Annotated in this window: 22 protein-coding genes and 1 riboswitch; of the genes, 15 read left to right on the top strand and 7 right to left on the bottom strand. The window is 64.7% G+C overall.

The window, feature by feature from the left end; translation table 11 throughout:
* Positions 1-28 precede the first annotated feature (28 nt).
* The gene (locus M1E07_RS13125; protein WP_461187114.1) at positions 29-544 is read left to right on the top strand and encodes a Fur family transcriptional regulator; all 516 of its coding nucleotides are present in this window, start codon (positions 29-31) and stop codon (positions 542-544) included.
* A gap of 68 nt (positions 545-612) precedes the next feature.
* On the opposite strand, the gene M1E07_RS13130 is transcribed toward M1E07_RS13125, so the two are convergent.
* The 5 genes from M1E07_RS13130 to M1E07_RS13150 all read right to left on the bottom strand — a co-directional run bounded on the left by M1E07_RS13130 (position 613) and on the right by M1E07_RS13150 (position 5,837).
* Positions 613-1,488 carry a metal ABC transporter permease gene (locus tag M1E07_RS13130; RefSeq protein WP_461187115.1) on the bottom strand — a complete coding sequence of 292 codons (876 nt, stop codon included), beginning with the start codon at positions 1,486-1,488 and terminating at the stop codon, positions 613-615.
* Complete coding sequence (locus tag M1E07_RS13135) at positions 1,488-2,303, bottom strand: metal ABC transporter ATP-binding protein (protein ID WP_461187116.1); 816 nt, start codon at positions 2,301-2,303, stop codon at positions 1,488-1,490. The genes M1E07_RS13130 and M1E07_RS13135 overlap by 1 nt, the downstream gene beginning before the upstream one ends.
* Positions 2,300-3,286, bottom strand: a complete 987-nt coding sequence (locus M1E07_RS13140) for a metal ABC transporter solute-binding protein, Zn/Mn family (protein WP_461187117.1) — start codon at positions 3,284-3,286, stop codon at positions 2,300-2,302. The genes M1E07_RS13135 and M1E07_RS13140 overlap by 4 nt, the downstream gene beginning before the upstream one ends.
* A 146-nt stretch (positions 3,287-3,432) precedes the next feature.
* Positions 3,433-4,503, bottom strand: coding sequence for a hemolysin family protein (locus M1E07_RS13145; RefSeq protein WP_461187118.1), 1,071 nt, complete (start codon positions 4,501-4,503; stop codon positions 3,433-3,435).
* Positions 4,500-5,837, bottom strand: coding sequence for a hemolysin family protein (locus tag M1E07_RS13150; RefSeq protein ID WP_461187119.1), 1,338 nt, complete (start codon positions 5,835-5,837; stop codon positions 4,500-4,502). Before M1E07_RS13150 ends, M1E07_RS13145 begins: the two co-directional genes overlap by 4 nt.
* 539 nt (positions 5,838-6,376) lie before the next feature.
* Here M1E07_RS13150 and M1E07_RS13155 point away from each other — a divergent pair.
* The 5 genes from M1E07_RS13155 to M1E07_RS13175 all read left to right on the top strand — a co-directional run bounded on the left by M1E07_RS13155 (position 6,377) and on the right by M1E07_RS13175 (position 12,666).
* A complete protein-coding gene (locus M1E07_RS13155; protein ID WP_461187120.1) occupies positions 6,377-10,198 on the top strand; it encodes a multifunctional oxoglutarate decarboxylase/oxoglutarate dehydrogenase thiamine pyrophosphate-binding subunit/dihydrolipoyllysine-residue succinyltransferase subunit in 3,822 nt (1,273 codons plus the stop codon).
* Between the two features lie 140 nt (positions 10,199-10,338).
* Positions 10,339-10,938, top strand: coding sequence for a GDSL-type esterase/lipase family protein (locus M1E07_RS13160; protein ID WP_461187121.1), 600 nt, complete (start codon positions 10,339-10,341; stop codon positions 10,936-10,938).
* Positions 10,939-11,021: 83 nt separating this feature from the next.
* Complete coding sequence (locus tag M1E07_RS13165) at positions 11,022-11,849, top strand: DUF4097 family beta strand repeat-containing protein (protein WP_461187122.1); 828 nt, start codon at positions 11,022-11,024, stop codon at positions 11,847-11,849.
* On the top strand, positions 11,849-12,466 hold the full coding sequence (locus M1E07_RS13170; protein ID WP_461187123.1) for a PadR family transcriptional regulator: 618 nt from the start codon (positions 11,849-11,851) through the stop codon (positions 12,464-12,466). Before M1E07_RS13165 ends, M1E07_RS13170 begins: the two co-directional genes overlap by 1 nt.
* A 125-nt stretch (positions 12,467-12,591) precedes the next feature.
* Positions 12,592-12,666 (top strand): 50S ribosomal protein bL37, encoded by a 75-nt coding sequence (locus tag M1E07_RS13175; RefSeq protein WP_369299106.1) that lies wholly within the window; start codon positions 12,592-12,594, stop codon positions 12,664-12,666.
* A 115-nt stretch (positions 12,667-12,781) separates the two neighbouring features.
* Here the strand turns inward: M1E07_RS13175 and rsrA are convergent, their stop codons facing one another.
* Together rsrA and M1E07_RS13185 are read right to left on the bottom strand one after the other, a co-directional pair.
* Positions 12,782-13,042: a mycothiol system anti-sigma-R factor gene (rsrA, locus tag M1E07_RS13180; protein ID WP_091415642.1), complete on the bottom strand. Its 261-nt coding sequence runs from the start codon at positions 13,040-13,042 to the stop codon at positions 12,782-12,784.
* Positions 13,039-13,809, bottom strand: a complete 771-nt coding sequence (locus M1E07_RS13185; RefSeq protein ID WP_461187124.1) for a sigma-70 family RNA polymerase sigma factor — start codon at positions 13,807-13,809, stop codon at positions 13,039-13,041. The genes rsrA and M1E07_RS13185 overlap by 4 nt, the downstream gene beginning before the upstream one ends.
* A 280-nt stretch (positions 13,810-14,089) precedes the next feature.
* Here M1E07_RS13185 and M1E07_RS13190 point away from each other — a divergent pair, with 280 nt between their 5' ends.
* From M1E07_RS13190 to M1E07_RS13230, 9 genes are all read left to right on the top strand, one after another.
* The gene (locus M1E07_RS13190) at positions 14,090-14,638 is read left to right on the top strand and encodes a DoxX family protein (protein ID WP_461187125.1); all 549 of its coding nucleotides are present in this window, start codon (positions 14,090-14,092) and stop codon (positions 14,636-14,638) included.
* Between the two features lie 7 nt (positions 14,639-14,645).
* Positions 14,646-16,037 carry a 3-phosphoshikimate 1-carboxyvinyltransferase gene (gene aroA / locus M1E07_RS13195; RefSeq protein WP_461187126.1) on the top strand — a complete coding sequence of 464 codons (1,392 nt, stop codon included), beginning with the start codon at positions 14,646-14,648 and terminating at the stop codon, positions 16,035-16,037.
* Positions 16,021-17,136: a ribosome small subunit-dependent GTPase A gene (gene rsgA / locus M1E07_RS13200; protein ID WP_461187127.1), complete on the top strand. Its 1,116-nt coding sequence runs from the start codon at positions 16,021-16,023 to the stop codon at positions 17,134-17,136. The genes aroA and rsgA overlap by 17 nt, the downstream gene beginning before the upstream one ends.
* Before the next feature lie 48 nt (positions 17,137-17,184).
* The gene (gene hisN / locus M1E07_RS13205) at positions 17,185-17,997 is read left to right on the top strand and encodes a histidinol-phosphatase (protein WP_461187128.1); all 813 of its coding nucleotides are present in this window, start codon (positions 17,185-17,187) and stop codon (positions 17,995-17,997) included.
* Positions 17,998-18,156: 159 nt separating this feature from the next.
* A riboswitch (SAM riboswitch) is annotated at positions 18,157-18,270 on the top strand.
* A gap of 35 nt (positions 18,271-18,305) precedes the next feature.
* Positions 18,306-19,745, top strand: coding sequence for an aminotransferase class V-fold PLP-dependent enzyme (locus tag M1E07_RS13210; RefSeq protein ID WP_461187129.1), 1,440 nt, complete (start codon positions 18,306-18,308; stop codon positions 19,743-19,745).
* Positions 19,746-19,871: 126 nt separating this feature from the next.
* Positions 19,872-20,630 (top strand): class I SAM-dependent methyltransferase, encoded by a 759-nt coding sequence (locus tag M1E07_RS13215; protein WP_461187130.1) that lies wholly within the window; start codon positions 19,872-19,874, stop codon positions 20,628-20,630.
* Positions 20,631-20,661: 31 nt separating this feature from the next.
* Positions 20,662-21,375 (top strand): metal-dependent transcriptional regulator, encoded by a 714-nt coding sequence (locus tag M1E07_RS13220; RefSeq protein ID WP_461187131.1) that lies wholly within the window; start codon positions 20,662-20,664, stop codon positions 21,373-21,375.
* Entirely contained in the window at positions 21,376-21,807 is a 432-nt protein-coding gene (locus tag M1E07_RS13225; protein WP_461187132.1) for a fluoride efflux transporter FluC, read from the top strand.
* A complete protein-coding gene (locus M1E07_RS13230; protein ID WP_461187133.1) occupies positions 21,807-22,226 on the top strand; it encodes a fluoride efflux transporter FluC in 420 nt (139 codons plus the stop codon). The genes M1E07_RS13225 and M1E07_RS13230 overlap by 1 nt, the downstream gene beginning before the upstream one ends.
* Positions 22,227-22,232: the final 6 nt, after the last annotated feature.

A 22,232-nucleotide genomic window follows, 5' to 3' on the forward strand; every position in this document is an offset into this window, starting at 1 on the left:
CACCATCCTGAGGGAAGCGAGTCCATTCATGCCGATCGGCGCCAAGGCTGATTCAACCAAGCCCGCTTCCGCCGCGGCCTTGGGAGGCACCGCACGGACTGCTTCCGCTCCTGCCGGTACTTCCGGGCCCGTTGCCAAGGAACAGCGTGTCACCAAACAGAGGCTGGCAGTCAGCGCCGCGCTGGATGAGCTGGCTGATTTTGTGAGCACGCAGGAGCTCTACCGCATCCTGCAGAACCAGGGCGTGTCGGTGTCGCTTGCCACCGCCTACCGCATCCTTCAGTCCCTTGCGGACGAGGGACTGGTGGACGTGCTGCGCAACGGCGACGGCGAAGCCGTCTACCGCCGCTGCGCCGTCACCGGCCACCATCACCACCTTCTCTGCCGGAATTGCGGCAAGGCAGTGGAGGTGGAGGCGCCCGCAGTGGAAACCTGGGCAGCCCGCACCGCCAGCGAACACGGCTTCACGGAAGTGGCGCACACTGTGGAGATCTTCGGGCTGTGCCCTGACTGCACCGCGCGCAAGGCCGCCGGCAAGCTCTAGCCCGGCCCGGCTCCGGAGCCCAGCCTGCTGCGGAACCCTGCCCGCGCCGGGTCAGGGTGCGTGCAGGGTCAGCGTGCCTGCAGCACCCGCCCGTTGATGCCGCGGGATGACCGGACGGATCCGATAACGCGGCAGACCACATAGATCAGGAACGACAACGTGGTGACGTAGGGGCTGATGGGGATGCGGCCGCCGAGAGCCAGCAGGATTCCACCGACGGTCGCCGTCACGGCGAAGGCAACGCTCAGCACCACCACTGCCACCGGCGAGGACGTCACCCGGAGGGCTGCGGCAGCCGGTGTGATCAGCAGTGCGAGCACCAGGAGGGCTCCCACCACCTGGATGGAAAGAGCCACGCTGATTCCCAGCAGGACCATAAAGACGATGGCGAGCGTCCGCACGGGAACACCGCGGGCCTCGGCCAGTTCGGGATCCACGCTGGCAAAATTCAGTGGCCGCCAGATGGCCGCCAGGACCACCATGACTACCACCGCGGTTCCGGCCAGCGCCTGCAGCTGGACCGTATCAACTGAGACGATCTGCCCGGTCAGCAGGCCGAACTTGTTTGCAGCACGGCCCTCATACAAGGACAGGAACAGGATTCCGATGCCCAGGCCGAAGGGCATGATCACGCCGATGATCGAGTTCTTGTCCCTGGCCCGCACCCCCATCAGGCCCAGAAGCAAGGCAGCCGCAACGGAACCGATGAGCGAACCAAAAACGATGTCGGCCCCAATGAGCAGGGCAAAGGCCGCACCGGCGAAGGACAGTTCCGAAATGCCGTGGACCGCGAAGGCGAGGTCGCGCTTCATCACAAACGTCCCCACCAGCCCGCCGAGCAAACCCAGGACGGCTCCTGCCCAGATCGAGTTCTGGACAAGGACCAGCAGCTCACCGTAGTTCTCGAAGCTGAAGATCGCACCGATAATGCTGTCGGCGTCCATCAGGCCACCTCTCCGGCGAGGGCGTGGGCCTCGGCGTGATGGTGCGTGGTGGCATCCGGCAGGCCCACCACCACGATGCGGCCGTTGGCGTGAATGACCTCGACATGGCTGCCGTACAGGTCGGAAAGGACCTCCGTGGTCATCACTTCCTGGGGAGTGCCGACTTTGAAGCGCCCGCCGGCCAGGTAGAGCACCCGGTCCACGTAATCGATCACGGGGTTGATCTCGTGGGTAACAAACACCACTGCGCTGTTCTGCTCATGGCATTGCTTGTTGATCAGCGCGCTGACTGCCTGCTGGTGGTGCAGGTCAAGGGAAAGCAGCGGTTCGTCGCACAGCAGGACCTGGGGGTCGGTGGCAAGGGCCTGCGCCACGCGAAGCCGCTGCTGTTCGCCACCGGAGAGCTGGCCCACGGGAACCTTGGCGTAGTCCGTTGCCCCCACCAGTTCAAGGAGCTCGTCAATCCTTCGGTTCGCCTTGCCCGACGACGTGCGGAGTCCCCAGCGGTGGCCGTCCACACCAAGGCCCACCAGGTCGCGGGCACGCATGGGCGTGTCGCGGGCGAAAGATTTTTGCTGCGGAATATAGCCGATCAGGCTGCTGCCACGCTCCACCGGGTGCCCGCCGAGCGAGGCCTTTCCGCTGTGCAGGTCCTGGAGACCCAGCAGGACCTTCAGGAAGCTGGTTTTCCCGCTGCCGTTGGGCCCGAGCACGGCAAAGAACTCGCCGGGCCTGATCTCCAGGTCAAGATCCTCCCAGAGCGTCCGCTTACCGAATGTGAGGGACGCCCCGGTGAGGCTGACCACGGGTTTCAACTATTTGTCTCCAAAACTTTGCTGACGTTGTTCACATTGTCCGTCATCCACTGCACGTAGGTCTTGCCCTCAGGCAGGGTTTCACTGAAATCGACCACCGGAACGCCGGCCGCTTCGGCAGCCTTCTTCAGCGCTTCGGTCTGCGGGCCCTCGGTCTGTCCGTTGTAGGCGAGGAACCGCACTGACTTGTTGGCCACCAGGTCGGTGGCGGCTTTGAGGACGGCCGGCGGAACGTCGGAGCCTTCCTCAATCGCAGCAGTGTAGTCCGCAGGCGTGGCGTTCTCCAGGCCTGCATCTTCCAGCAGGTACACCGGTACCGGCTCGGTGACGGCAACGGGCGCGCCGGCCGCTCCTGCCTTCAGCCCTTCGAGCTTCCCGGTCAATTCTTCGAGGTCGGCCTTGAAGGCAGCAGCGTTCGCATCGAAGGCAGCTGCCGAGGCGGGCTCCAGCTCTCCGAGCTTGGCTGCCAGGTCATCGGCCAGCCGTCCCATGGCGGACAGGCTGTACCAGACGTGCTCGTTGAGCTCCCCGTGGTCGTGTGCCTGGGCCTCCCCCGACGCTGACTCGACAGGTGTTGCCTCGCCCGAGGCTCCCTCCTCCGGGTGAGCCAGGCCGGAAAGTTCGACGGCGTTCAGCACGTTGCCGGCGTCGATGCTGCTGTCCTGGGCCAGGGTGTGGAGAAAGCCGTCGTACCCGCCGCCATTTTCGATGACAACTTCCGCTTTGGACACGGCCAGCCGGTCCTGCGCGGTGGCTTCGTAGGAATGCGGATCCTGGCTGGTCTTGGTGATGATGGCGGTAACGCTGACTTTGTCACCGCCGATTGTCTTTGCGATGTCACCGTAGACGTTGGTGGAGGCCACCACGTTAATTCCTTCGGCCGCCTCGGATGAAGCTTCCGGCTGGGGGCTGCACGCGGTGAGCAGCAGGCCAAGCCCGGCAAGGGCCGCCAGGGATGATCGGGCAGCGGAGTGTCGGCGCACGGAAACCTCGGTTCACAAGAAACGGAAAAGAACCACTTCAGCTTATACCTAAATAGGAATGATTCCTATTTAGGTCAGGAGGAGTACCCGCCTGCAAGCGAGCGGATTCCTGGAGCCCCGCAGCAGTTCGCGGGACTCCAGGAACATTATCCGCCGTTTGGCTGGCCCAGCCTGCGGACGCCGGTGGCCTGCGTGGCGTCCCGGATTTCCCCCACGAGCTGTTCGATCACGTCTTCCAGGAACAGGACGCCCTTTGTCTTGCCATCGGGGCCGATGACCCGCGCCAGGTGCGAACCGGTACGCTGCATTACCGACATCGCCTTTTCGATCTCGTCATCCAGGGCCAGGTTCGCCAGGGACCTGATCCGGCTCTCGGCAATGGCGTGCCCATAACCGGCTTCGGGGATGGACAGGACGTCCTTCACGTGAAGGTAGCCGTAGAGCATGTCATCGTCGTCGAGCATGGGGAAGCGCGAGAATCCGGTGCGGCTCACGGCCTTCTCAAACTCGACCGGGGTGGTAGCGGACCTCAGCATGACCAGCTTTTCCAGCGGAACCATAATGTCTGCTGCGGTGTACTCGGAGAACTCGAGCGCGCCGGTGATCAGCCCTGCGTCGTCATCCACCAGGCCGTGCCGGGTGGACTCCTGCACAATCGACTGCACCTCCTCCAGGGTGAAGGAGGAGTTCACCTCATCCTTGGGCTCGATGCGGAGCATCTTGAGGATGTGGTTCGCGGACCAGTTCAGGACGGAGATGACGGGGTGGACCAGCCGGGCAACGAACATCAGCGGCGGGGCGAGCAGGAGCGCTGCCTTGTCAGCGACGCTTACCGAGATGTTCTTCGGCACCATCTCGCCGAAGGTCACGTGCAGGAATGTGACCACCATCAGGGCGACGGCGAAGGCCGCCACATCGGCAACTTCCATCGGCAGACCCAACATCTCCAGCGGCGCGGCCAGCAGGTGGTGGATGGCCGGCTCTGCCACCAGCAGGATCAGGAGGGAACAGACCGTGATGCCCAGCTGCGCACACGCCAGCATCAGCGAAACATTCTCCATGGCCCGGAGCGTGGTTTGCGCCCGCTTGTTTCCGGCTTCGGCCAGCGGCTCGATCTGGCTGCGCCGGGCTGACATGACCGCAAACTCGGCGGCAACAAAGAACGCATTGCCGAACAGGAGGACAACCAGCCACAGTATTCCGGCCCAGTCGCTCATCGTTCAGTCCCGTCGTCGTTGTGGCCGGACTCGGGTTCGGGCTTGGCCGGCCGGAAACAGATCCGGTCGATCCGTCTGCCGTCCATCCTGGTGACGCTCAGTGTTCCGCCGCCGACCGGGACGGTGTCGCCCACCATGGCGATCCGGCCGAGCTCGCTCATGACATAGCCGCCCACTGTCTCGTAAGCTGCCTCATCGGGAACGGACAGGCCGGAAATCTGTTCGGACAATTCGTCCGGGCGGAGCAGTCCGGGGAAGTACCAGTCGCCGGATGCGCTCTGCAGCAAGCCGGGCCGGACCTTGTCATGTTCGTCCGACACCTCGCCCACGATTTCCTCGACCAGGTCCTCGAGGGTGGCGATGCCCGCGGTTCCGCCATACTCATCCAGGACAACCGCGAGCTGCAGGTTGCCCTCGCGGAGCTCCGCCAGCAGGGCATCAAGGTGAATGGTTTCCGGTACCCGCAGCACCTCGGTCATGATGGCCCCGGCTTCCAGGTTTTGCCGGCGCTCCCAGGGAACAGCCACCGCCTTCTTGACGTGGACCAGGCCCCTGATGTCGTCCGCGGACTCGCCGATGATCGGGAACCGTGAGTACCCGGTCCGGCGCGCGGCTGCGAGGATGTCGGAGACAGGCTGGTCCGCTTCGATGGTTTCCACCCTGATGCGCGGCGTCATCACGTCGGCCGCCGTCCTGGTCGAGAAGTTCAGCGTCCGCGCCACGAAGTTGGCCGTGCCGGCGTCGAGCGTTCCCATCTCCGCCGACCGCCGCACCAGCGAGGAAAGTTCGGCAGGGGTCCTGGCACCGGAAATCTCTTCCTTAGCCTCCAGCCCAAAGACATTCAGCACCTTGTTGGAAAAGCCGTTGAGCACCACAATGGCGGGCTTGAACACGGCAGTGAACATCAGCTGTGGCCGGGCCAGGGCGCGGCCCACCGGGAAGGACAGGGCGATGGCCATGTTCTTGGGCACCAGTTCGCCCAGGAGCATCGACAGCAGGGTGGCGAGTACCATCGCCAGGACCAGCGAGATGGAGGCCACGGCCACGTCGGGAAGTCCGACGGCGGCCAGCGGGGCTTCCAGGAGCCGGCCCACCGATGGCTCCATCACGTAACCGGTCAGCAAGGTGGTCAGCGTGATGCCCAGCTGGCAGCTGGAGAGTTGGGTGGACAGGGACTTCAGGCAAGCAAGCAAGGGAACGGCGCCGGCGTCGCCGTCGTCGATGGCCCTTTGGACGGTGGCCTGGTCAAGGGCAATAAGGGAAAATTCGACGGCGACAAAAAAGCCCGTGCCGGCGATCAGCAGCAAACCTGCTGCGAGGAGAAGCCATTCCATTCAGCATCCCGCCTGGACAGCCGTGGCTGCGTGGCAATGCGTTGCAGATGAGGAGCGGCGCCAGGAATATCGGTCCGGCGGAGGATGGTCGGCCGATGCCGACGCAGTTTCCTTTGCAGCTCCTGCCGGCTGTGCCAGCGAATGGTGATGGGCTCGAGTTCGGGGTTTGCCGGCTCTACGGGTGGACTGTGCGGCGCTCTTTACGCTCCGCTGACAGCCCCCAGGCCGGCACCTAGATTTACTGTCCATAAGAATTTCAGTCTACAGGGAGCCGACCTCCCCAGCCGCGACCGCCGGAGCAGGCTTCCGGACGCTCCGGAAAGCTGGAAAAAACCCCTACCTTTCTTCCTTGCCGGCCGCCACATTCCGGCCTTTTCGTGTCACTTCATGATTTGAGTCACCCTTATTGGCAGTTACCACACGATGCTTACTAGACTGGCATTGGTCTGGGTTCAGAGGACGCAGAGACCGGTTGAATCGTAGTGCTGAGGCACCGTGGGCCGGAGAGAAATCAAACTCATGGAAGAGGCGTATTTCAAGTGCCAGAGCAGCCTAGCCACCGTCTACCAGAGGAATTTGGCGGAAACGAGTGGCTCGTTGACGAACTGTACGAGCAGTACCAGAAGGACAAAAACGCGGTGGACGCCAAATGGTGGCCGCTGTTTGAATCCTTCGGCGCGGCCGGCAGTTCTTCTTCCAACGGAAACTCGGGGCACGCCGCTGCCCACCCTGCGACGAGGGAAATGCCGATCGTGAATGCGGCTCCCGCAGCACCGGCAGCGTCGCCGGCAGCAGCGCCTCCCGCCCCGCCGTCGGCGCCGCCCGCCTCTGCTGCACCTGCCGCCGCCGCGGCCCCGGCGCCCGTCAAGAAGGCTCCGGCCACTGTGGCGCGCGACGGTTCCAAGAAGACGGAGCCCGGCACGGGCTCGCAGCCCATCCCGGCGCAGCTGCCCAAGAACGTCAAGGCCCCCACGGCTCCGGAAGAGGACGTTGTTTCGGTCCTCCGAGGTCCGGCGAAGGCGATTGCCACCAACATGGTCACCAGCCTCGAGGTTCCCACTGCCACCAGCGTCCGGGCCATTCCCGCCAAGCTGCTCATCGACAACCGCGTCGTCATCAACTCCAACCTCGCCCGCGCCCGTGGCGGCAAGGTTTCCTTCACGCACCTCATCGGCTACGCGGTCATCCGCGCGCTTTCCCAGTTCCCCTCCATGAACGTGTACTACGACGAAGTGGACGGCAAGCCCGTTGCCGTCCAGCCGGCACACGTCAACTTCGGCATTGCCATTGACATGCCGAAGCCGGACGGAACCCGCCTGCTCATGGTGCCGAACATCAAGAAGGCCGAGACCCTTAACTTCTCCGAGTTCTGGCACACCTACGAGGACCTCATCAAGCGCGCCCGCAGCGGCAAACTGACCGCTGATGACCACCAGGGCACTACTGTCTCGCTGACCAACCCGGGCGGCATCGGTACCGTGCACTCCGTGCCGCGCCTTTCCAAGGGCCAGGCAGCCATCATTGGCGTCGGTGCGCTCGACTACCCTGCCGAATTCCAGGGCGCCAGCGAGAAGATCATCGCCCAGAACGCCATCAGCAAGGTCCTTACCCTGACTTCCACCTACGATCACCGTGTGATCCAGGGTGCCGGCAGCGGCGAATTCCTGAAGCTGGTCCACCAGCTTCTGCTGGGCGCGCAGAACTTCTACGACGAAATCTTTGAGTCACTGCGCATCCCGTACGAGCCCGTACGCTGGAGCGCCGACAAGCAGGTGGACCCGGCCGACGAAATCAACAAGGTTGCCCGGATCCAGCAGCTGATCCACTCCTACCGCGTCCGCGGACACCTGATGGCGGACACCGATCCTCTCGAATACGTCCAGCGTAAGCACCCTGACCTTGATGTCCTCACCTACGGCCTGACGCTGTGGGACCTGGACCGCGAGTGGCCCACCGGCGGTTTCGGCGGCAAGTCCATGCTCAAGTTCCGCGACATCCTCGGCGTCCTGCGCGATGCCTACTGCCGCACCACCGGCATTGAGTACATGCACATCCAGGAACCCGAGGAACGCAAGTGGTTCCAGGACCAGCTGGAGCACCCGTACTCGAAGCCGAGCCGTGAGGAGCAGCTCCGCATCGTCTCCAAGCTGAACGCCGCCGAGGCGTTTGAGACCTTCCTGCAGACCAAGTTCGTAGGCCAGAAGCGTTTCTCCCTCGAAGGCGGAGAGTCGCTGATTCCGCTGCTGGACGCCATCATGTCCGACGCCGCCGATGACGGCCTGGACGAGGTAGCGATCGGCATGGCCCACCGCGGCCGCCTGAACGTGCTGACCAACATCGCCGGCAAGACCTACGCACAGGTGTTCCGCGAATTCGAGGGCACGCAGGATCCGCGTTCGGTACAGGGATCCGGCGACGTCAAGTACCACCTGGGCACGGAGGGAACCTTCACCTCTGACAACGGCAAGGAGACCAAGGTTTACCTGGCCGCCAACCCGTCCCACCTGGAAGCAGTCGACCCCGTAGTCGAAGGTATTGTCCGCGCCAAGCAGGACCGCCTCGACCAGGGCGAGTCCTTCCCGGTCCTGCCCATCGTCGTCCACGGCGACGCCGCCTTCGCCGGCCAGGGCGTGGTTGCGGAAACCCTCAACCTTTCCCAGCTCCGCGGTTACCGCACCGGTGGAACCATCCACATCGTGGTCAACAACCAGGTGGGCTTCACCACCGCCCCGTCATCGTCCCGGTCCTCCACGTACTCCACCGACGTCGCCAAGATGATCCAGGCACCGGTGTTCCACGTGAACGGCGACGATCCCGAGGCTGTAGTCCGCATTGGCCAGCTCGCCTACGAGTTCCGCCAGCGGTTCCACAAGGACGTTGTGATCGACATGGTCTGCTACCGCCGCCGCGGGCACAACGAGGGCGATGACCCCTCAATGACCCAGCCGCTGATGTACAACCTGATCGAAGCCAAGCGTTCAGTCCGCAAGCTCTACACCGAGTCGCTCATCGGCCGTGGTGACATCACCGAGGAAGAAGCCGAGCAACTGCTCCGTGACTACCAGGAACGGCTGGAGCGCGTCTTCGCGGAGACCCACGCAGCCCAGACGTCCCCGATTCCGATCATTACCGCGGACTCGGCAGCCGTCTCCGACATTGAGCGGCCCATGTCCCAGCAGTCCGACTCCAGCGCGAGTTCCCCGGTATCCACCGCCATCACCGCGGATACGCTGGCCCGGATCGGTAAGGCGCACCTGGAAATTCCGGAGGGCTTCACCGTCCACGCAAAGCTCAAGCAGCTGCTGGAGAAGCGGGAACAGATGTCCCGCGATGGCGGCATCGACTGGGGCTTCGGCGAGATCGCAGCCTTCGGCTCGCTCATCATGGAAGGCGTCCCTGTACGTCTGGCCGGCCAGGACTCACGCCGCGGCACGTTCGTGCAGCGCCACGCCGTCTTCCACGACCGCGCCACCGGCAAGGAATGGCTGCCCCTGGGCAACCTTTCCGATGACCAGGCCAAGCTGTGGATCTACGATTCGCTGCTGTCCGAATACGCAGCCATGGGCTTCGAATACGGATACTCCGTGGAACGCCCCGATGCCCTGGTCCTCTGGGAAGCCCAGTTCGGCGACTTCGTCAACGGTGCCCAAACCATCATTGACGAGTTCATCTCCTCCGCCGAGCAGAAGTGGGGCCAGCGGTCGTCGCTGGTGCTGATGCTTCCGCACGGCTACGAGGGCCAGGGCCCGGACCACTCGTCGGCAAGGATCGAGCGCTTCCTGCAGATGTGCGCCGAGGAAAACATGATCGTGGCTAACCCCACCACCGCGGCCTCGCATTTCCACCTGCTGCGCCGCCAGGCCTACAGCCGCCCGCGGAAGCCGCTGATCATCTTCACACCGAAGCAGCTGCTGCGCCTCAAAGGTGCCGCGTCTTCGGTGGAGGACTTCACCAATGGCACCTTCCGGCCTGTCATCAGCGACCATGAGCAGTTGGCTGCCGACGCCGTCGAACGCGTCCTGCTGGTCTCCGGCCGCCTCTACTACGATCTCCTGTCCACCCGGCAGAAGACCGATGACAAGACGACGGCGATCGTCCGGGTAGAGCAGCTTTACCCGCTGCCCCACGCCGAGATCGCGGCGGAGCTGGCCAAGTACCCGAACGCAGAGGTTGTCTGGGCACAGGATGAGCCTGCCAACCAGGGACCGTGGCCGTTCATTGGCCTGAACCTGCCGGACGCCCTTGACCGGCGCGTCCGCCTGGTGTCGCGTCCGGCCTCGGCGTCCACGGCTGCCGGTTCCATGAAGCGCCACGCCGCGGAGCAGGATGCCCTCCTGAAGCAGGCATTTGCGCGGAAGTAACCAGTAAGGATGCCCGGCCGGACGTCGAAATACCAGACTCCGGCCGGGCAGTTCTGTTTAATGGGATGGACAGCGCCTGCCCGAACCCCCTTAGTGGGCCGGGTGGCGACGGGCAGTCAGACCGATGTTAAGAGGAACGTGTGGAAGACAGGAAGCTGCGTATCGCAGCTGTAGGCGATGAACTGCTGGCCGGACTCGGTGATCCCCGGGCACTCGGCTGGCTGGGCCGCGTATTGGCCCGCACTCCCCAGGACGGCACGCTCCTGGAGAGCTACGCCCTCCCCTGTCCGCAGGAAGGAACGGAAGGACTTGCTGCCCGGTGGATGGACGAGGCCGGCCGGCGGTTCAGCGACCAGGCCGAGAACCGCCTGGTGATAGGCCTGTCCGGGCGCGATATCGAGTTCGGACTTTCCACCGCCCGCAGCCGGCTTAACCTGGCCAACATCCTGGACTCGGCCTCCCAAAACCGGCTTGGAGTCTTTGTGGTGGGTCCGCCGCCCACCCTGGACCCTGCACAGAACCGCCGGCTCGACGAGCTGAACACGGCCTTCGCTGACGTCACCACGCGCCGCAAGCATCTTTATGTGGATACTTTCTCACCCCTCCTGAACCACGAACAGTGGCGGCAGGATTTGGCCGCAAACGGGGGCACCCCAGGGCAGGCCGGATACGGGTTGATGGCCTGGCTGGTCCTGCACCGCGGCTGGTTCCAGTGGCTGGGGATGGCCGTCCCGGAGTAGGCGCACTTCGCGATATATCTTGACCACTCCGCATGCCGGCGATACGTTGGGTACATCACGCGATATATCGTCTTGGAGGACCAATGGCTGAGCAGAACTGGGATGTCACGAGCGCGCAAACCATCGACGTCGACTCGGTCACGTCCCTGAAGCTGGGCATGGTGCGCGGCCGCTTCGATGTGGTGGCGCATCACGAGCCGGTTACCCGGATAGAGATTTCCGAAGTCCAGGGCGACCCCGTGGCCGTTTCCCTGGAGGACGGCAGGCTCGAGGTCCGTCATCAGCTGCACGGGCCGCAGGGCTGGTTCAAGAACCTCATGGGAACGGTCAACCACAACAGCGAGAATTACGCAGTTGTCAGCATTGCGGTTCCCGCCACGGTTGATGTCGAGGCGGGAACTGTCAGCGGTGACGGCCTCGTTTCGGGAATGGCCGGCCGCACGCGCCTGAACACCGTTTCCGGTTCCGTGATGTCCGACGGCACGGACGGCGAACTGCACGTCAACACCGTCAGTGGCGAGGTAAGCGCCCGTGATCACAGCGGGGTCCTCACTGCCAAGACTGTTTCCGGCGAGGTGACGGCGTCCGGCAACTTCAGCCATATCCGGGCCAACACCGTCAGCGGCGGCATGAGTTTCGACCTGCTGGGTTACACCCAGGACTTCGGAGCTAATTCTGTTTCCGGAGACCTCACCATCCGGATACCGCACGACGTCGGCGTGGACGTCGTTGCCAAATCTGCCACCGGGACAGTGGTGATTGACCACCAGCAGTACCACGTGCCCGGCGGCAAGGTGGAAACCATTGCCGGCCCTGACGCCAAGCTCATGCTGGTCAGGACCAATTCCGTGTCAGGCACAACGTCCATCATCCACAGCGGGGCGTCCGGGAACGCGGAAGAACGGCCCTGATGCCCGCCGTCTTCGCCCACGGCGCCCTGCGGCTCTACCTGCTGTCCCTGCTGGAGTCCGGCCCAAAGCATGGCTACGAACTCATTAAGGCGCTTAAAGAACGGTTCGGCGGCACCTACTCCCCCAGCGCCGGCACCATCTACCCGCGGCTGGGGAAGCTCGAGGAGGAAGGGCTGGTGGCCACGGAATCGGCCGGGCGCCGCACCAACTACCGCATCACGCCTGCCGGGCTGGCGGAACTCAACCTGCGCCGTGAAGAACTGGCCGCAGTGGAAAAAGAGATTTCCGCCTCTGTCCGGCGGCTGGCAGACAACCTCCGCGAGGACATCCGCAGCAACATGCGCGGGTTGCGGGCTGACCTTGCGGCGACGGCGGAGGCGGCACGGGCAGCCGCAGGTTCCGTCGATTTCACCGCCGCCAGCGGCAGGCCGGCGCCTGAGGGCAAGCGTTCACTGAAAGAAGCCGAGCTGATGCTCCAGGCTTTCCGCGACGACCTTCGAACCGAACTGCGCCTGCAGGCGGGCAAGCAGCCGCTGGGTCCAGTGGCCCTGGAAACCCTTCGGACGGTGCTGGAACAGGCCCGTATCGCCGTCCGCAACTCCCTCGGCGAAAAATAGCTTCTTTACCCAGAGGCGCGCATTGAACTGCAGGTCATGCGGCCGTTGCCGGTTCGCGGGGCGCCAGATCATGTGGGAGACTTGAGGGCAGCTCTTTTTGAGTACCAACAGTAAGGAGGCCAGCTATGAGCAAGCGTGCACGCAAGCGTCGTGACCGTAAGCGTGGCGGCGCGAACCACGGGAAGCGCCCCAACACCTAGGCAAATGCCAGGTACTACGGTTCAAGCAAAGGACCCCGGAAGCCACTCGGCCTCCGGGGTCCTTTGTGTTCAGGTTTGGGAATCCCGGCCCTGGCCTGGCTGCTGGACAGCTGACCTATGCGTCCACCGGCCGGATCGAGTGGATCCGGTCCAGGATGGCGTTCTTCAGATTATCGGGGGCAGCTTCGGTGCAGGAGCGCTTGACCATGTTGCGGATCACGCACTCAAGGTCGTACTGCTCCGTGCATTCCGGGCATTCATCAAGGTGGGTCTTGATTTCCGTGATGTCTTCACGGGTTAAGGCGCCGTCCAGATACTCATAGATGCGTTGCATCCGGGTGTCGTCGCAGTCGCCCAATCCCTGGCAGTCGCTCATTTCCTGTTCTCCTGTTGTGTGCTTCCCGCCGCGTCCTGTGGAGGTGCGGCCGTTTTAAATCCCCGCTCGGCGGCGTACTCCGCGAGCATGTCCCGCAACATTCTCCGGCCGCGGTGGAGCCGGGACATCACAGTGCCTATGGGCGTGTTCATGATGTCTGAAATTTCCTTGTACGCGAAGCCTTCGACGTCCGCGAAGTACACCGCAAGGCGGAATTCTTCGGGAATGTCCTGGAGCGCGCGCTTGACGTCCGAATCGGGCAGGTGATCCAGCGCCTCTGCCTCTGCGGAGCGCAGGCCGCTGGAGGTGTGTGACTCGGCCCGCGCCAATTGCCAGTCCTCGATGGTGTCCGAGTTGGACTGAAGCGGCTCGCGCTGCCGTTTACGGTACAGATTGATATAGGTGTTCGTCAGAATGCGGTAAAGCCAAGCCTTAAGGTTTGTTCCCGGCCTGTACTGGTGAAACGCGGAAAAAGCCTTGGTGTAGGCCTCCTGGACGAGGTCCTCGGCGTCGGCAGGGTTCCGGGCCATGCGCATGGCGGCAGAATAAAGCTGATCGACATACTGCATTGCGTCCCGCTCGAACCGGGCGCGCCGTGCCTCTGCGGATTCCGTGGAAACTTCGACCACCTCTTCGATGGTTTCCGCGTCAGGCTGCTGTGATTCCACCGTTGCCTCTGCAGACTCGGGCCGTGCGTCAGCGCTGCTTTTGGCTTCGCGTTGGGAAGCCTCATACATGGCCGAAACGGCCGGATCCAAGGTGCTCATTGCCTTCAAGTCTACTGTCAGGCTCCGCGCCCGCGGCGAGCCATATTCGGGGGGTTCGGCCTCCAAGGAGTCCATTGCCACCGGGCCTGCTGCGTCAATTCCGTCCAACACCCGCCTCAAGGGCCAACTCCGCTCTGTTGTCCGGTGCTTTGTCTTTGGACCCGGCTCTCGCGGACCCAGCATCCATAACCCCGGCCCTTGGGCAAATATTCCCCAAAAGTGCAAGACTAGAACGGACTTCGCCGCACCCGACGCGGTTCGTCCATCCAGGAGGAAATCCATGTCCTTTGTCCGCACACTCGCACGGCCCATGCTGGCTTCCAGTTTTGTTCTTGCCGGAATGGATAAGCTCAAGAACGCCGATGACACGGCACAACAGCTGTCACCGTTGCTGAGCAAGGCCACATCGGCGCTGCCGTTCCGTACTGACGAGAAGACGCTGGCACGGGTTATTGGCGGCACGCAGGTGGGCGCGGGCGTCCTCTTTGGGCTCGGGAAGTTTTCCCGGCTGTCGGCCACCGTGCTGGCCGTCATTTCCCTTCTCAACACCTTCGTTGAATGGCGCAGTGCGGACATCAGCAGCAAGGAAGGGCGCGGGAACCGCCGCAACCAGCTGCTGAAGAACCTTTCACTCAGTGGCGGAGCGCTGCTCGCTTCTGTTGACACGGACGGCAAGCCGGGACTGGTTTGGCGCGCCGAGCACCTGGCTGCAGATGCCCGGAAGGGTGCAGTTCACCTTGCCGCGGACGCCAGGAAGACCACCAACAAGAAGCTTGACAAGGCTGACAAGGCCGTACGCCGCGCCGTCGAACAGGCCACGGGGGCATAAGCAGGACATGACCGCTGCAGCCGCCGCCACCCAGGACAATGCCGGAACGTCCCTCCCCCACTGGCCCGCGCCTTTCGCGTCCCGACCCGTCAACGCAACTGTTACGGTGCCCGGTTCCAAGTCGCTAACCAATCGGTACCTGGTGCTCGCAGCGCTGGCCGACGGTCCGTCGCGCCTGCGTGCGCCGCTGCATTCCAGGGACTCCGCGTTGATGATTGATGCGCTCCGCCGGCTCGGCGCCACCATCACCGAGGTGCCCGGGGATGGCGCGTTCGGTCCGGACCTGGAGGTGGTCCCGCTCGCGGCGGACGCGGCGGCGTCCTCCACCAGTATTGACTGCGGCCTTGCCGGAACCGTAATGCGGTTCGTTCCGCCGCTGGCGGCGCTGCGCAACGGCGCCAGCATATTCGACGGCGACCCCCACGCCCGTAAACGGCCCATGGCGACCATCATTGAAGCCCTCAAGGCGCTGGGAGTGGCGGTTACCGCCGAAGACGGCAGCGCGCCGTCGTCGTTGCCGTTTGTGGTGGAGGGCACTGGAGAGGTGCGCGGCGGGCATCTGGTCATCGACGCCAGCGCCTCCTCACAATTTGTTTCGGCGCTGCTCCTGGTGGGAGCACGGTTCACCGAAGGCCTGCACCTTGAGCACGTCGGGAAGCCGGTACCCAGCCTGGACCACATCAACATGACGGTCGCTGTCCTGCGCGATGCCGGGGTTGTTGTTGACGATTCGGTCCCCAACCACTGGGTGGTTGCCCCTGGACCCATCAGCGCCTTCGACCAGCGGATTGAGCAGGACCTGTCCAACGCCGGGCCCTTCCTCGCCGCGGCTCTGGCCTCCGGCGGAACAGTCCGGATTCCCGGCTGGCCGGATCAGACCCAGCAGGTGGGCGATCTCTGGCGGACCATCCTTGCCGACATGGGCGCGGAGGTCACCCTCCGCGACGGCGTCCTCACCGTAACCGGCGGACCGGAAATCAAGGGCGCCGATTTCGCGGACACAAGCGAGTTGGCCCCCACCGTCGCCGCGCTTTGTGCCCTGGCCAGCGGACCCTCCCGGCTCAGCGGCATCGCGCACCTGCGCGGTCACGAAACCGACAGGCTCGCTGCCCTGGTCACCGAGATCAACCGGCTTGGCGGTGATGCCGAGGAGACCAGCGACGGCCTGGTGATCCGGCCGGCCAAGCTGCATGCCGGCGTCGTCCACAGCTACGCCGACCACCGTATGGCGACGGCGGGGGCCATCCTTGGCCTGGCAGTGGACGGGGTCCAGGTGGAGGACATCGCCACTACTGCGAAAACCATGCCGGACTTCCCCCGGCTGTGGGCAGACATGCTGGCCCAGGCTGGCCCTGCAAACACCGGCGCGGAAGGTTCCACCGGTGGCGCGCAGCACTGATTCCTGGGACGAATCGGATGTCCGGATCCGGCCCAGCAAAAAAGGGTCCCGCCCACGCACGAAGGACCGGCCCAGCCACGACGACGCCGTGACTGGTCGGATCATCACCGTTGACCGCGGCAGGTACACGGCAGTGGTGGGTGAGGACTCCGGCAACGAACGCGTGGTCATCGCCGCGAGGGCACGCGAACTGCGCCGCAACCCGGTGGTGGCAGGCGATTTCGTCTCCCTCGTGGGCGACGTCTCAGGCGAACCGGACACCCTCGCCCGGCTGGTCAAGATCCAGGACCGCCGGACCCTGCTGCGGCGCAGCGCCGATGACACGGATCCCGTGGAACGGGCCGTGGTGGCTAACGCGGACCAGCTGGTGATTGTTGTGGCCGCGGCCAACCCCGAGCCACGCACCGGTTTCATCGACCGCGCCCTGGTGGCAGCCTACGACGCCGGAATCGACCCGATCCTGTTGGTCACCAAGGCGGACGTCAAGGATCCGGCGGACCTGCTGTCCAACTACACGCACCTCGACTTCCCGGTGATCATCAGCCGGACAGCCGACTCCAGTGCTTCGGGCATCGACGCCCGCTCGGACGACGGCCTGTCCGCCCGGCTCGACAGCAAGGCCGTGACAGAGCTTCGGAGTTACCTGGATGAAAAAGTGACCGTCATGCTGGGGCATTCAGGCGTAGGCAAGTCAACCATGGTGAATGCGCTCACCGGGGCGGAACGGGCCACCGGCGGGGTCAATGCGGTGACAGGGCGCGGGCGCCACACGTCGTCGTCAGCGCTGGCGTTGAGGCTCACGGATGCTCCTGTGGGCAGCTGGATTATCGACACCCCGGGCATCCGCTCCTTCGGCCTGGCCCACGTGGACCCGGACCGGATCCTGCGCTCCTTCCCCGATCTCTCTCCCGGCATCGAGGACTGCGAACGCGGCTGCAAGCACACCGCCACCGCAGTGAACTGCGGACTGGACGCCTGGGTGCGGGGCGGCCATGCCGGCGCCACCGGAGAAGCACGGCTGGCTTCGCTGCGGCGCCTGTTGGGCACCGACCCCCGCCTGGAGGCGCAGGAGACGAAGGAACTCGGCAGCGTCAACTGACGGTGCCGATCTCCCAGCAGATCAGCGCGCAGACGGTAGTTTGGAACCATGATCCAACCCGCTTCAAGCTACAACGATGACCTGCGCCTGGCCCACGTCCTGGCGGACTCCGTGGATGACCAGACCATGAGCCGGTTCAAGGCCCAGGACCTCCAGGTGGAGACCAAGCCTGACCTGACGCCGGTCACGGACGCGGACAAGGCCGCAGAAGAAGCCATCCGAGGCCAGTTGTCTCGTTCCCGTCCGCGTGACGCCGTGCTCGGGGAAGAGTTTGGCAGTACCGGCCACGGGTCCCGCCGCTGGATCATCGACCCCATCGACGGCACCAAGAACTTCGTCCGCGGCGTCCCCGTCTGGGCCACCCTGATCGCCCTGGTGGATGAAGGCGAGCCCGTGGTTGGAGTGGTGAGCGCACCTGCCCTGGGCAAGCGCTGGTGGGCGGCCAAGGGCATGGGCGCCTACATGGGCCGGTCGCTGGCTGCTGCCACCCGGCTTCGCGTCTCCAATGTCGCCAACTTGTCCGACGCTTCGCTGTCCTACTCCAGCCTGGGCGGATGGAAGGAACGCGGGAACCTGGACAACTTCCTGGGCCTCACCGAGGATGTGTGGCGGACCCGGGCGTACGGAGATTTCTGGTCCTACTGCATGGTGGCGGAAGGCACGGTGGACATCGCCTGCGAACCCGAACTCAACCTCTACGACATGGCGGCGCTCGTGCCGATCGTGGTCGAAGCCGGCGGCCGCTTTACCTCCCTGGAAGGGGAGGACGGGCCATTCGGCGGCAACGCGCTGGCCACAAATTCCATCCTGCACTCCGAGGTACTCCGCCGGTTGAACCCGGACCTGGACGATCTTCTCTAAGCACCGTTATCGAACAATCAGCGGCGGGCGCTTCCAAAAGGAGGCGCCCGCCGTCGTTTTCTTCGGCCAAAGCATCACTTTTCAGCGGACGCGTAACAAAGCGCTTAACATTCGGGCCGGCTTCAAACCTTCCTGCCCCATGTCCTACGCTCTTAATCAGGTCACGAGTGCCAGCGCGAAACCCCGGTTTGCTGGCCGGCAACCCTCCAACCGCGGTGGGGTGCCCCGGGTGACGACCAGGCCGGTCCGGAACGGATGCGGCAAGCGCGGATTCCCGGTACAGGGGGTCCTTTCGAAGTGAGGTCTCTGTGACTACTGCCACCGTCTCCCCCAATGCCGCCGCCCAGCCTGAAACGGTCCAGCCTGACGCCGCCGCCCCCTTTGATGCCCGCCGGGCCGCCGCCGGACGCCCGCTTTCGGCTGTCACCGGCGCTGAAATCCAGGCGCCCCTGATTTCCGGCGGCCACGTACGGTACGCCAACCTCGACTATGGCGCTTCCGCTCCCGCCCTCTCGGTGGTCTCGGCCTACCTCAACGAGATCCTGCCGTTTTACGCGAGCGTCCACCGGGGGGCCGGCTACGCTTCCCAGATCAGCACGTCCGTCTACGAAAATTCCCGCCACATCGTGAGGGAGTTCGTGGGCGGCCGTCCGGATGATTCGGTGATCTTCACCCGGAACACTACCGATTCCCTTAACCTGCTGGCCGGCTGCCTGCCCACCACAGACGGACGGCCCGACGGCGACGTGCTGTACCTGGACATCGAGCACCACGCGAACCTGCTGCCGTGGCAGGGCGTCCCCCACCGCAGCATCGTCGCCGCCGACACCATCGCCGGGACCATAGAGTCCATCCGCGCCGAATTGGAGCAGGGCGGCGTGAGCCTGCTGGCCGTCACCGGCGCCTCCAACGTCACTGGTGAGATCCTTCCCATCCGCGCCCTGGCCGCTCTCGCCCATGAACACGGCGCACGGATTGTGGTGGACGCAGCACAGCTGGCACCTCACCGCCCCATCAATATCGCCGCGGACGGCGTCGACTACCTCGCATTCTCCGGCCACAAGCTGTACGCACCGTTTGGCGCCGGCGTGCTGGTGGGCCGCACTGACTGGCTCGACGCCGGAACACCCCACCTCGCAGGCGGTGGTGCCGTCAAGGAAGCAAGGCTCGACGGCGTCAGCTGGGCCACCGGCCCGGCCCGCCACGAGGGCGGCTCCCCCAATGTCCTTGGTGCAGCCACCCTGGCACGCGCCACGCAGGTGATCGCCGGGCTGGACCAGGACCAGTGGCACGCCCACGAGTCCGCCATCCGTTCCTTCCTCGTGGAGGGCCTGCAGAGGATCGACGGCGTGACCGTCCACCAGATCTTCAAGGACACCAACCCGGACACGGACACGATCGGCGTGGTCAACTTCTCCGTTGAAGGCTACGACGCCGGGCTGGTGGCCGCCTATCTGTCTGCTGAGCACGGTGTTGGCCTGCGCGACGGGCGCTTCTGCGCGCATCCGCTGCTGAAGCGGCTGGGGCTTCCTTCCGGTTCCCTTCGGGCGAGCTTCGGGGTCGGTTCGCGCCTCGAGGATGCAGAACGGCTCCTTGCCGGTATCGAGTCCCTGCGCCACAACGGGCTGGGGTGGGACTACGTGGTGGATGCAGGGCGCTGGGTCCCCGCCAACGACACGCGGACCTACCCGCACTGGGCACCCAACACTCCGGGTACCGCCGGGGCTGCCCCCTGCATCGACGACTGAGCCCCTGCCGACTCCTCGTGTTCCGCGCGCTGGCTTTGGTGCCGATCTTGTCTGCTGATCTTGCCTAAGCGGCAGGTGCGGTAAATTCGAAGGATACCCAAGGGCATCAGACGAAGGAGGCCACACGTGGTACGGGGTGGCCCCAAACTTGATCACGGACGGCGCCGGGAGCTCGGACAGAGCTTCCAGGGCGGCGGGCGGCACTACCAGCGGGTCCGTCCTGGCTATCCGAAGGAATCAGCTCAATGGCTTGTTCCCCCGGGAGCCCGTGATGCCCTCGACGCCGGGGCCGGCACCGGCAAGTTCACCGAACTGCTGCTGGGCCTGGGCCTGTCCGTCACCGCCCTTGATCCCTCCGCTGACATGCTGGCACAGTTACAGGCGCACTACCCGGGCACCACGGCAATCCACGCCACCGCCGAGGCGACCGGCCTGCCCACGGCGGCCTTCGACGTCGTCAGCGTTGCCCAGGCCTGGCACTGGTGCGACGCCTTGGCGGCAAGCACGGAACTGGCACGCGTCCTGCGTCCGAACGGGACGCTGGGCCTGATCTGGAACCAGCTGGACACATCCGTGCCCTGGGTCCACCGGCTCTCCCGAATCATGCATGCCGGGGACGTATACAAGCCGGACTCCCGGCCGCTCGTGGGGCCGGAGTTCAAGGGGCTCGAGGGCCACGTCACCCACTGGCAGGACCAAGTCACCACCACCGATTTGGTGGAGCTCACCAAGTCGCGGAGCTATTACCTGCGGGCCGGCGAAACCACGCGTGCCAAGGTGCTGGCCAACCTCGACTGGTACCTCCACGACCACCTGGGCCACAGTGTGGACGAAGAGCTCGAACTGCCCTACCTGACACTCACGTGGCGGGCCTTCAAAGCATGACCGCGAACGGGCAACGGGTAGGCTTGGAGCTGTGAAGACCAGCGCGCCCTCCTCCTCCATTGAGGATTACGTCAAGGTCATCTACTCGTTCACGGAATGGCAGGACAAGCCCATCACGTCCTCCCAGCTGGCCCAGCGCCTCGGCGTCGCCAATTCATCGGTCTCCGAGATGGTCCGCAAGCTGAAGGACCAGGGCCTCGTTGACCATAAGCCCTACAGCGCCATCACGCTCACGGACGCCGGGGTCCGGCTGGCCCTTTCCATGGTGCGGCGCCACCGCCTGATTGAGACCTACCTTGTCCAGCAGCTGGGTTACAGCTGGGACGAGGTCCACGACGAAGCCGAACTGCTGGAGCACGCCGTCTCGGACACGTTTATTGAGCGTGTTGCGGCCAAACTCGGAGACCCGCAGCGTGATCCGCACGGCGACCCCATTCCCACGGCGGACGGGAAAGTGCTGATGCCCCGCGCCCACCTGTTGGGTGAGCTGGACCAGGGGCACATTGGCAGGATCACCCGGATCAGCGATGAGAACCCCGACCTGCTCCGATACCTTTCTGCGGAGGAGATTGACCTCGACGCCGAAGTTGAGGTGGTGGGCCGCAAGCCGTTCGGCGGCGCGCTGGTGGTCCGGATCAGGAATTCCGGCAGGACCAGGGACTACGACCTCGCGGACGAGATCACCTCGGCACTGTGGGTGCACAGCGACCATCCCCATCCGGGCTGCCTCCTTGGGGACAGCTGAATGAAGCCTGCCGGCATGCCGGCGGGCCGCGCCTGGCTTGCTGTTGCCGCCGGAGGCCTCATCGGCACTGAATTGCGTTACGGCCTGGGTCTCGCCTTTCCGGATGCTCCGGGGTCGCTGCCATGGGCCACGCTGTGGATCAACGTTGGCGGCAGTTTCGTCCTGGCTGGGTTGACAACTATCTGGATCGCCCGGCCGCAGACCGCGTTCTGGATCAGGGCGGGGCTGGGGCCGGGGCTGCTGGGGTCCTTCACGACGTTCTCGGCCGTGGTATTTTCCGTGGACCAGTTGGCCCGGGGCGGCGGGCATGTGGTGTGGGCAGCCTACCTCGTGTTGTCGGTGTTTGCTGGTCTGACGGCGGCGGGTCTGGGTTGGCGGTTCGGCAAGTTGGTGGCCGGGCGCCTTGACGGTGTGCCTGGTAGCCGGGCGTGATGGCTGCTGTGCTCGTGGGCCTGTTCGGTGTGGCCGGCGCGCTTCTTCGCTTCGGGGTGGACAGTTGGTTCGCCCATCACACGTCCAACCGGACGGCCTCCTCGATTGGGGCTTCTATGCCCGCTTCGGCGTCCGAACACCCGCTGCACTGGCCCTGGGCCACGCTGCTGGTGAACGTGGCAGGATGCTTCATCATCGGCGTCTCGCATTCCATGACGGTGAAGCTGGAGCTCGCCCCGGAATGGCAGACCGCGCTGGCCATCGGGCTGGCAGGCGGGCTCACCACCTTCAGTTCATGGACCACGGCGACTGTGCGGCTGTTAGTTGAAGAGCGGTTCGGCTCCGCAGTGTTGAATGTAGCGGCCAACCTTGTCCTGGGCTTTGGGGCTGCTGCCGCCGGCATTGCCCTGGCCACCTAGCGCGGC

The sequence above is a fragment of the Arthrobacter sp. Z4-13 genome (assembly GCF_054792705.1).

What these genes read in the sequence shown, in the direction of transcription:
- M1E07_RS13165 (WP_461187122.1), top strand. Translation starts at nt 11,022, where the DNA reads ATGGCTGAGCAGAACTGGGATGTCACGAGCGCGCAAACCATCGACGTC.
- M1E07_RS13150 (WP_461187119.1), bottom strand. Translation starts at nt 5,837, where the DNA reads ATGGAATGGCTTCTCCTCGCAGCAGGTTTGCTGCTGATCGCCGGCACG.
- rsrA (WP_091415642.1), bottom strand. Translation starts at nt 13,042, where the DNA reads ATGAGCGACTGCCAGGGATTGGGCGACTGCGACGACACCCGGATGCAA.
- M1E07_RS13170 (WP_461187123.1), top strand. Translation starts at nt 11,849, where the DNA reads ATGCCCGCCGTCTTCGCCCACGGCGCCCTGCGGCTCTACCTGCTGTCC.
- M1E07_RS13230 (WP_461187133.1), top strand. Translation starts at nt 21,807, where the DNA reads ATGGCTGCTGTGCTCGTGGGCCTGTTCGGTGTGGCCGGCGCGCTTCTT.
- M1E07_RS13225 (WP_461187132.1), top strand. Translation starts at nt 21,376, where the DNA reads ATGAAGCCTGCCGGCATGCCGGCGGGCCGCGCCTGGCTTGCTGTTGCC.
- M1E07_RS13125 (WP_461187114.1), top strand. Translation starts at nt 29, where the DNA reads ATGCCGATCGGCGCCAAGGCTGATTCAACCAAGCCCGCTTCCGCCGCG.
- M1E07_RS13145 (WP_461187118.1), bottom strand. Translation starts at nt 4,503, where the DNA reads ATGAGCGACTGGGCCGGAATACTGTGGCTGGTTGTCCTCCTGTTCGGC.
- aroA (WP_461187126.1), top strand. Translation starts at nt 14,646, where the DNA reads ATGACCGCTGCAGCCGCCGCCACCCAGGACAATGCCGGAACGTCCCTC.
- M1E07_RS13130 (WP_461187115.1), bottom strand. Translation starts at nt 1,488, where the DNA reads ATGGACGCCGACAGCATTATCGGTGCGATCTTCAGCTTCGAGAACTAC.
- M1E07_RS13185 (WP_461187124.1), bottom strand. Translation starts at nt 13,809, where the DNA reads ATGAGCACCTTGGATCCGGCCGTTTCGGCCATGTATGAGGCTTCCCAA.
- M1E07_RS13190 (WP_461187125.1), top strand. Translation starts at nt 14,090, where the DNA reads ATGTCCTTTGTCCGCACACTCGCACGGCCCATGCTGGCTTCCAGTTTT.
- hisN (WP_461187128.1), top strand. Translation starts at nt 17,185, where the DNA reads ATGATCCAACCCGCTTCAAGCTACAACGATGACCTGCGCCTGGCCCAC.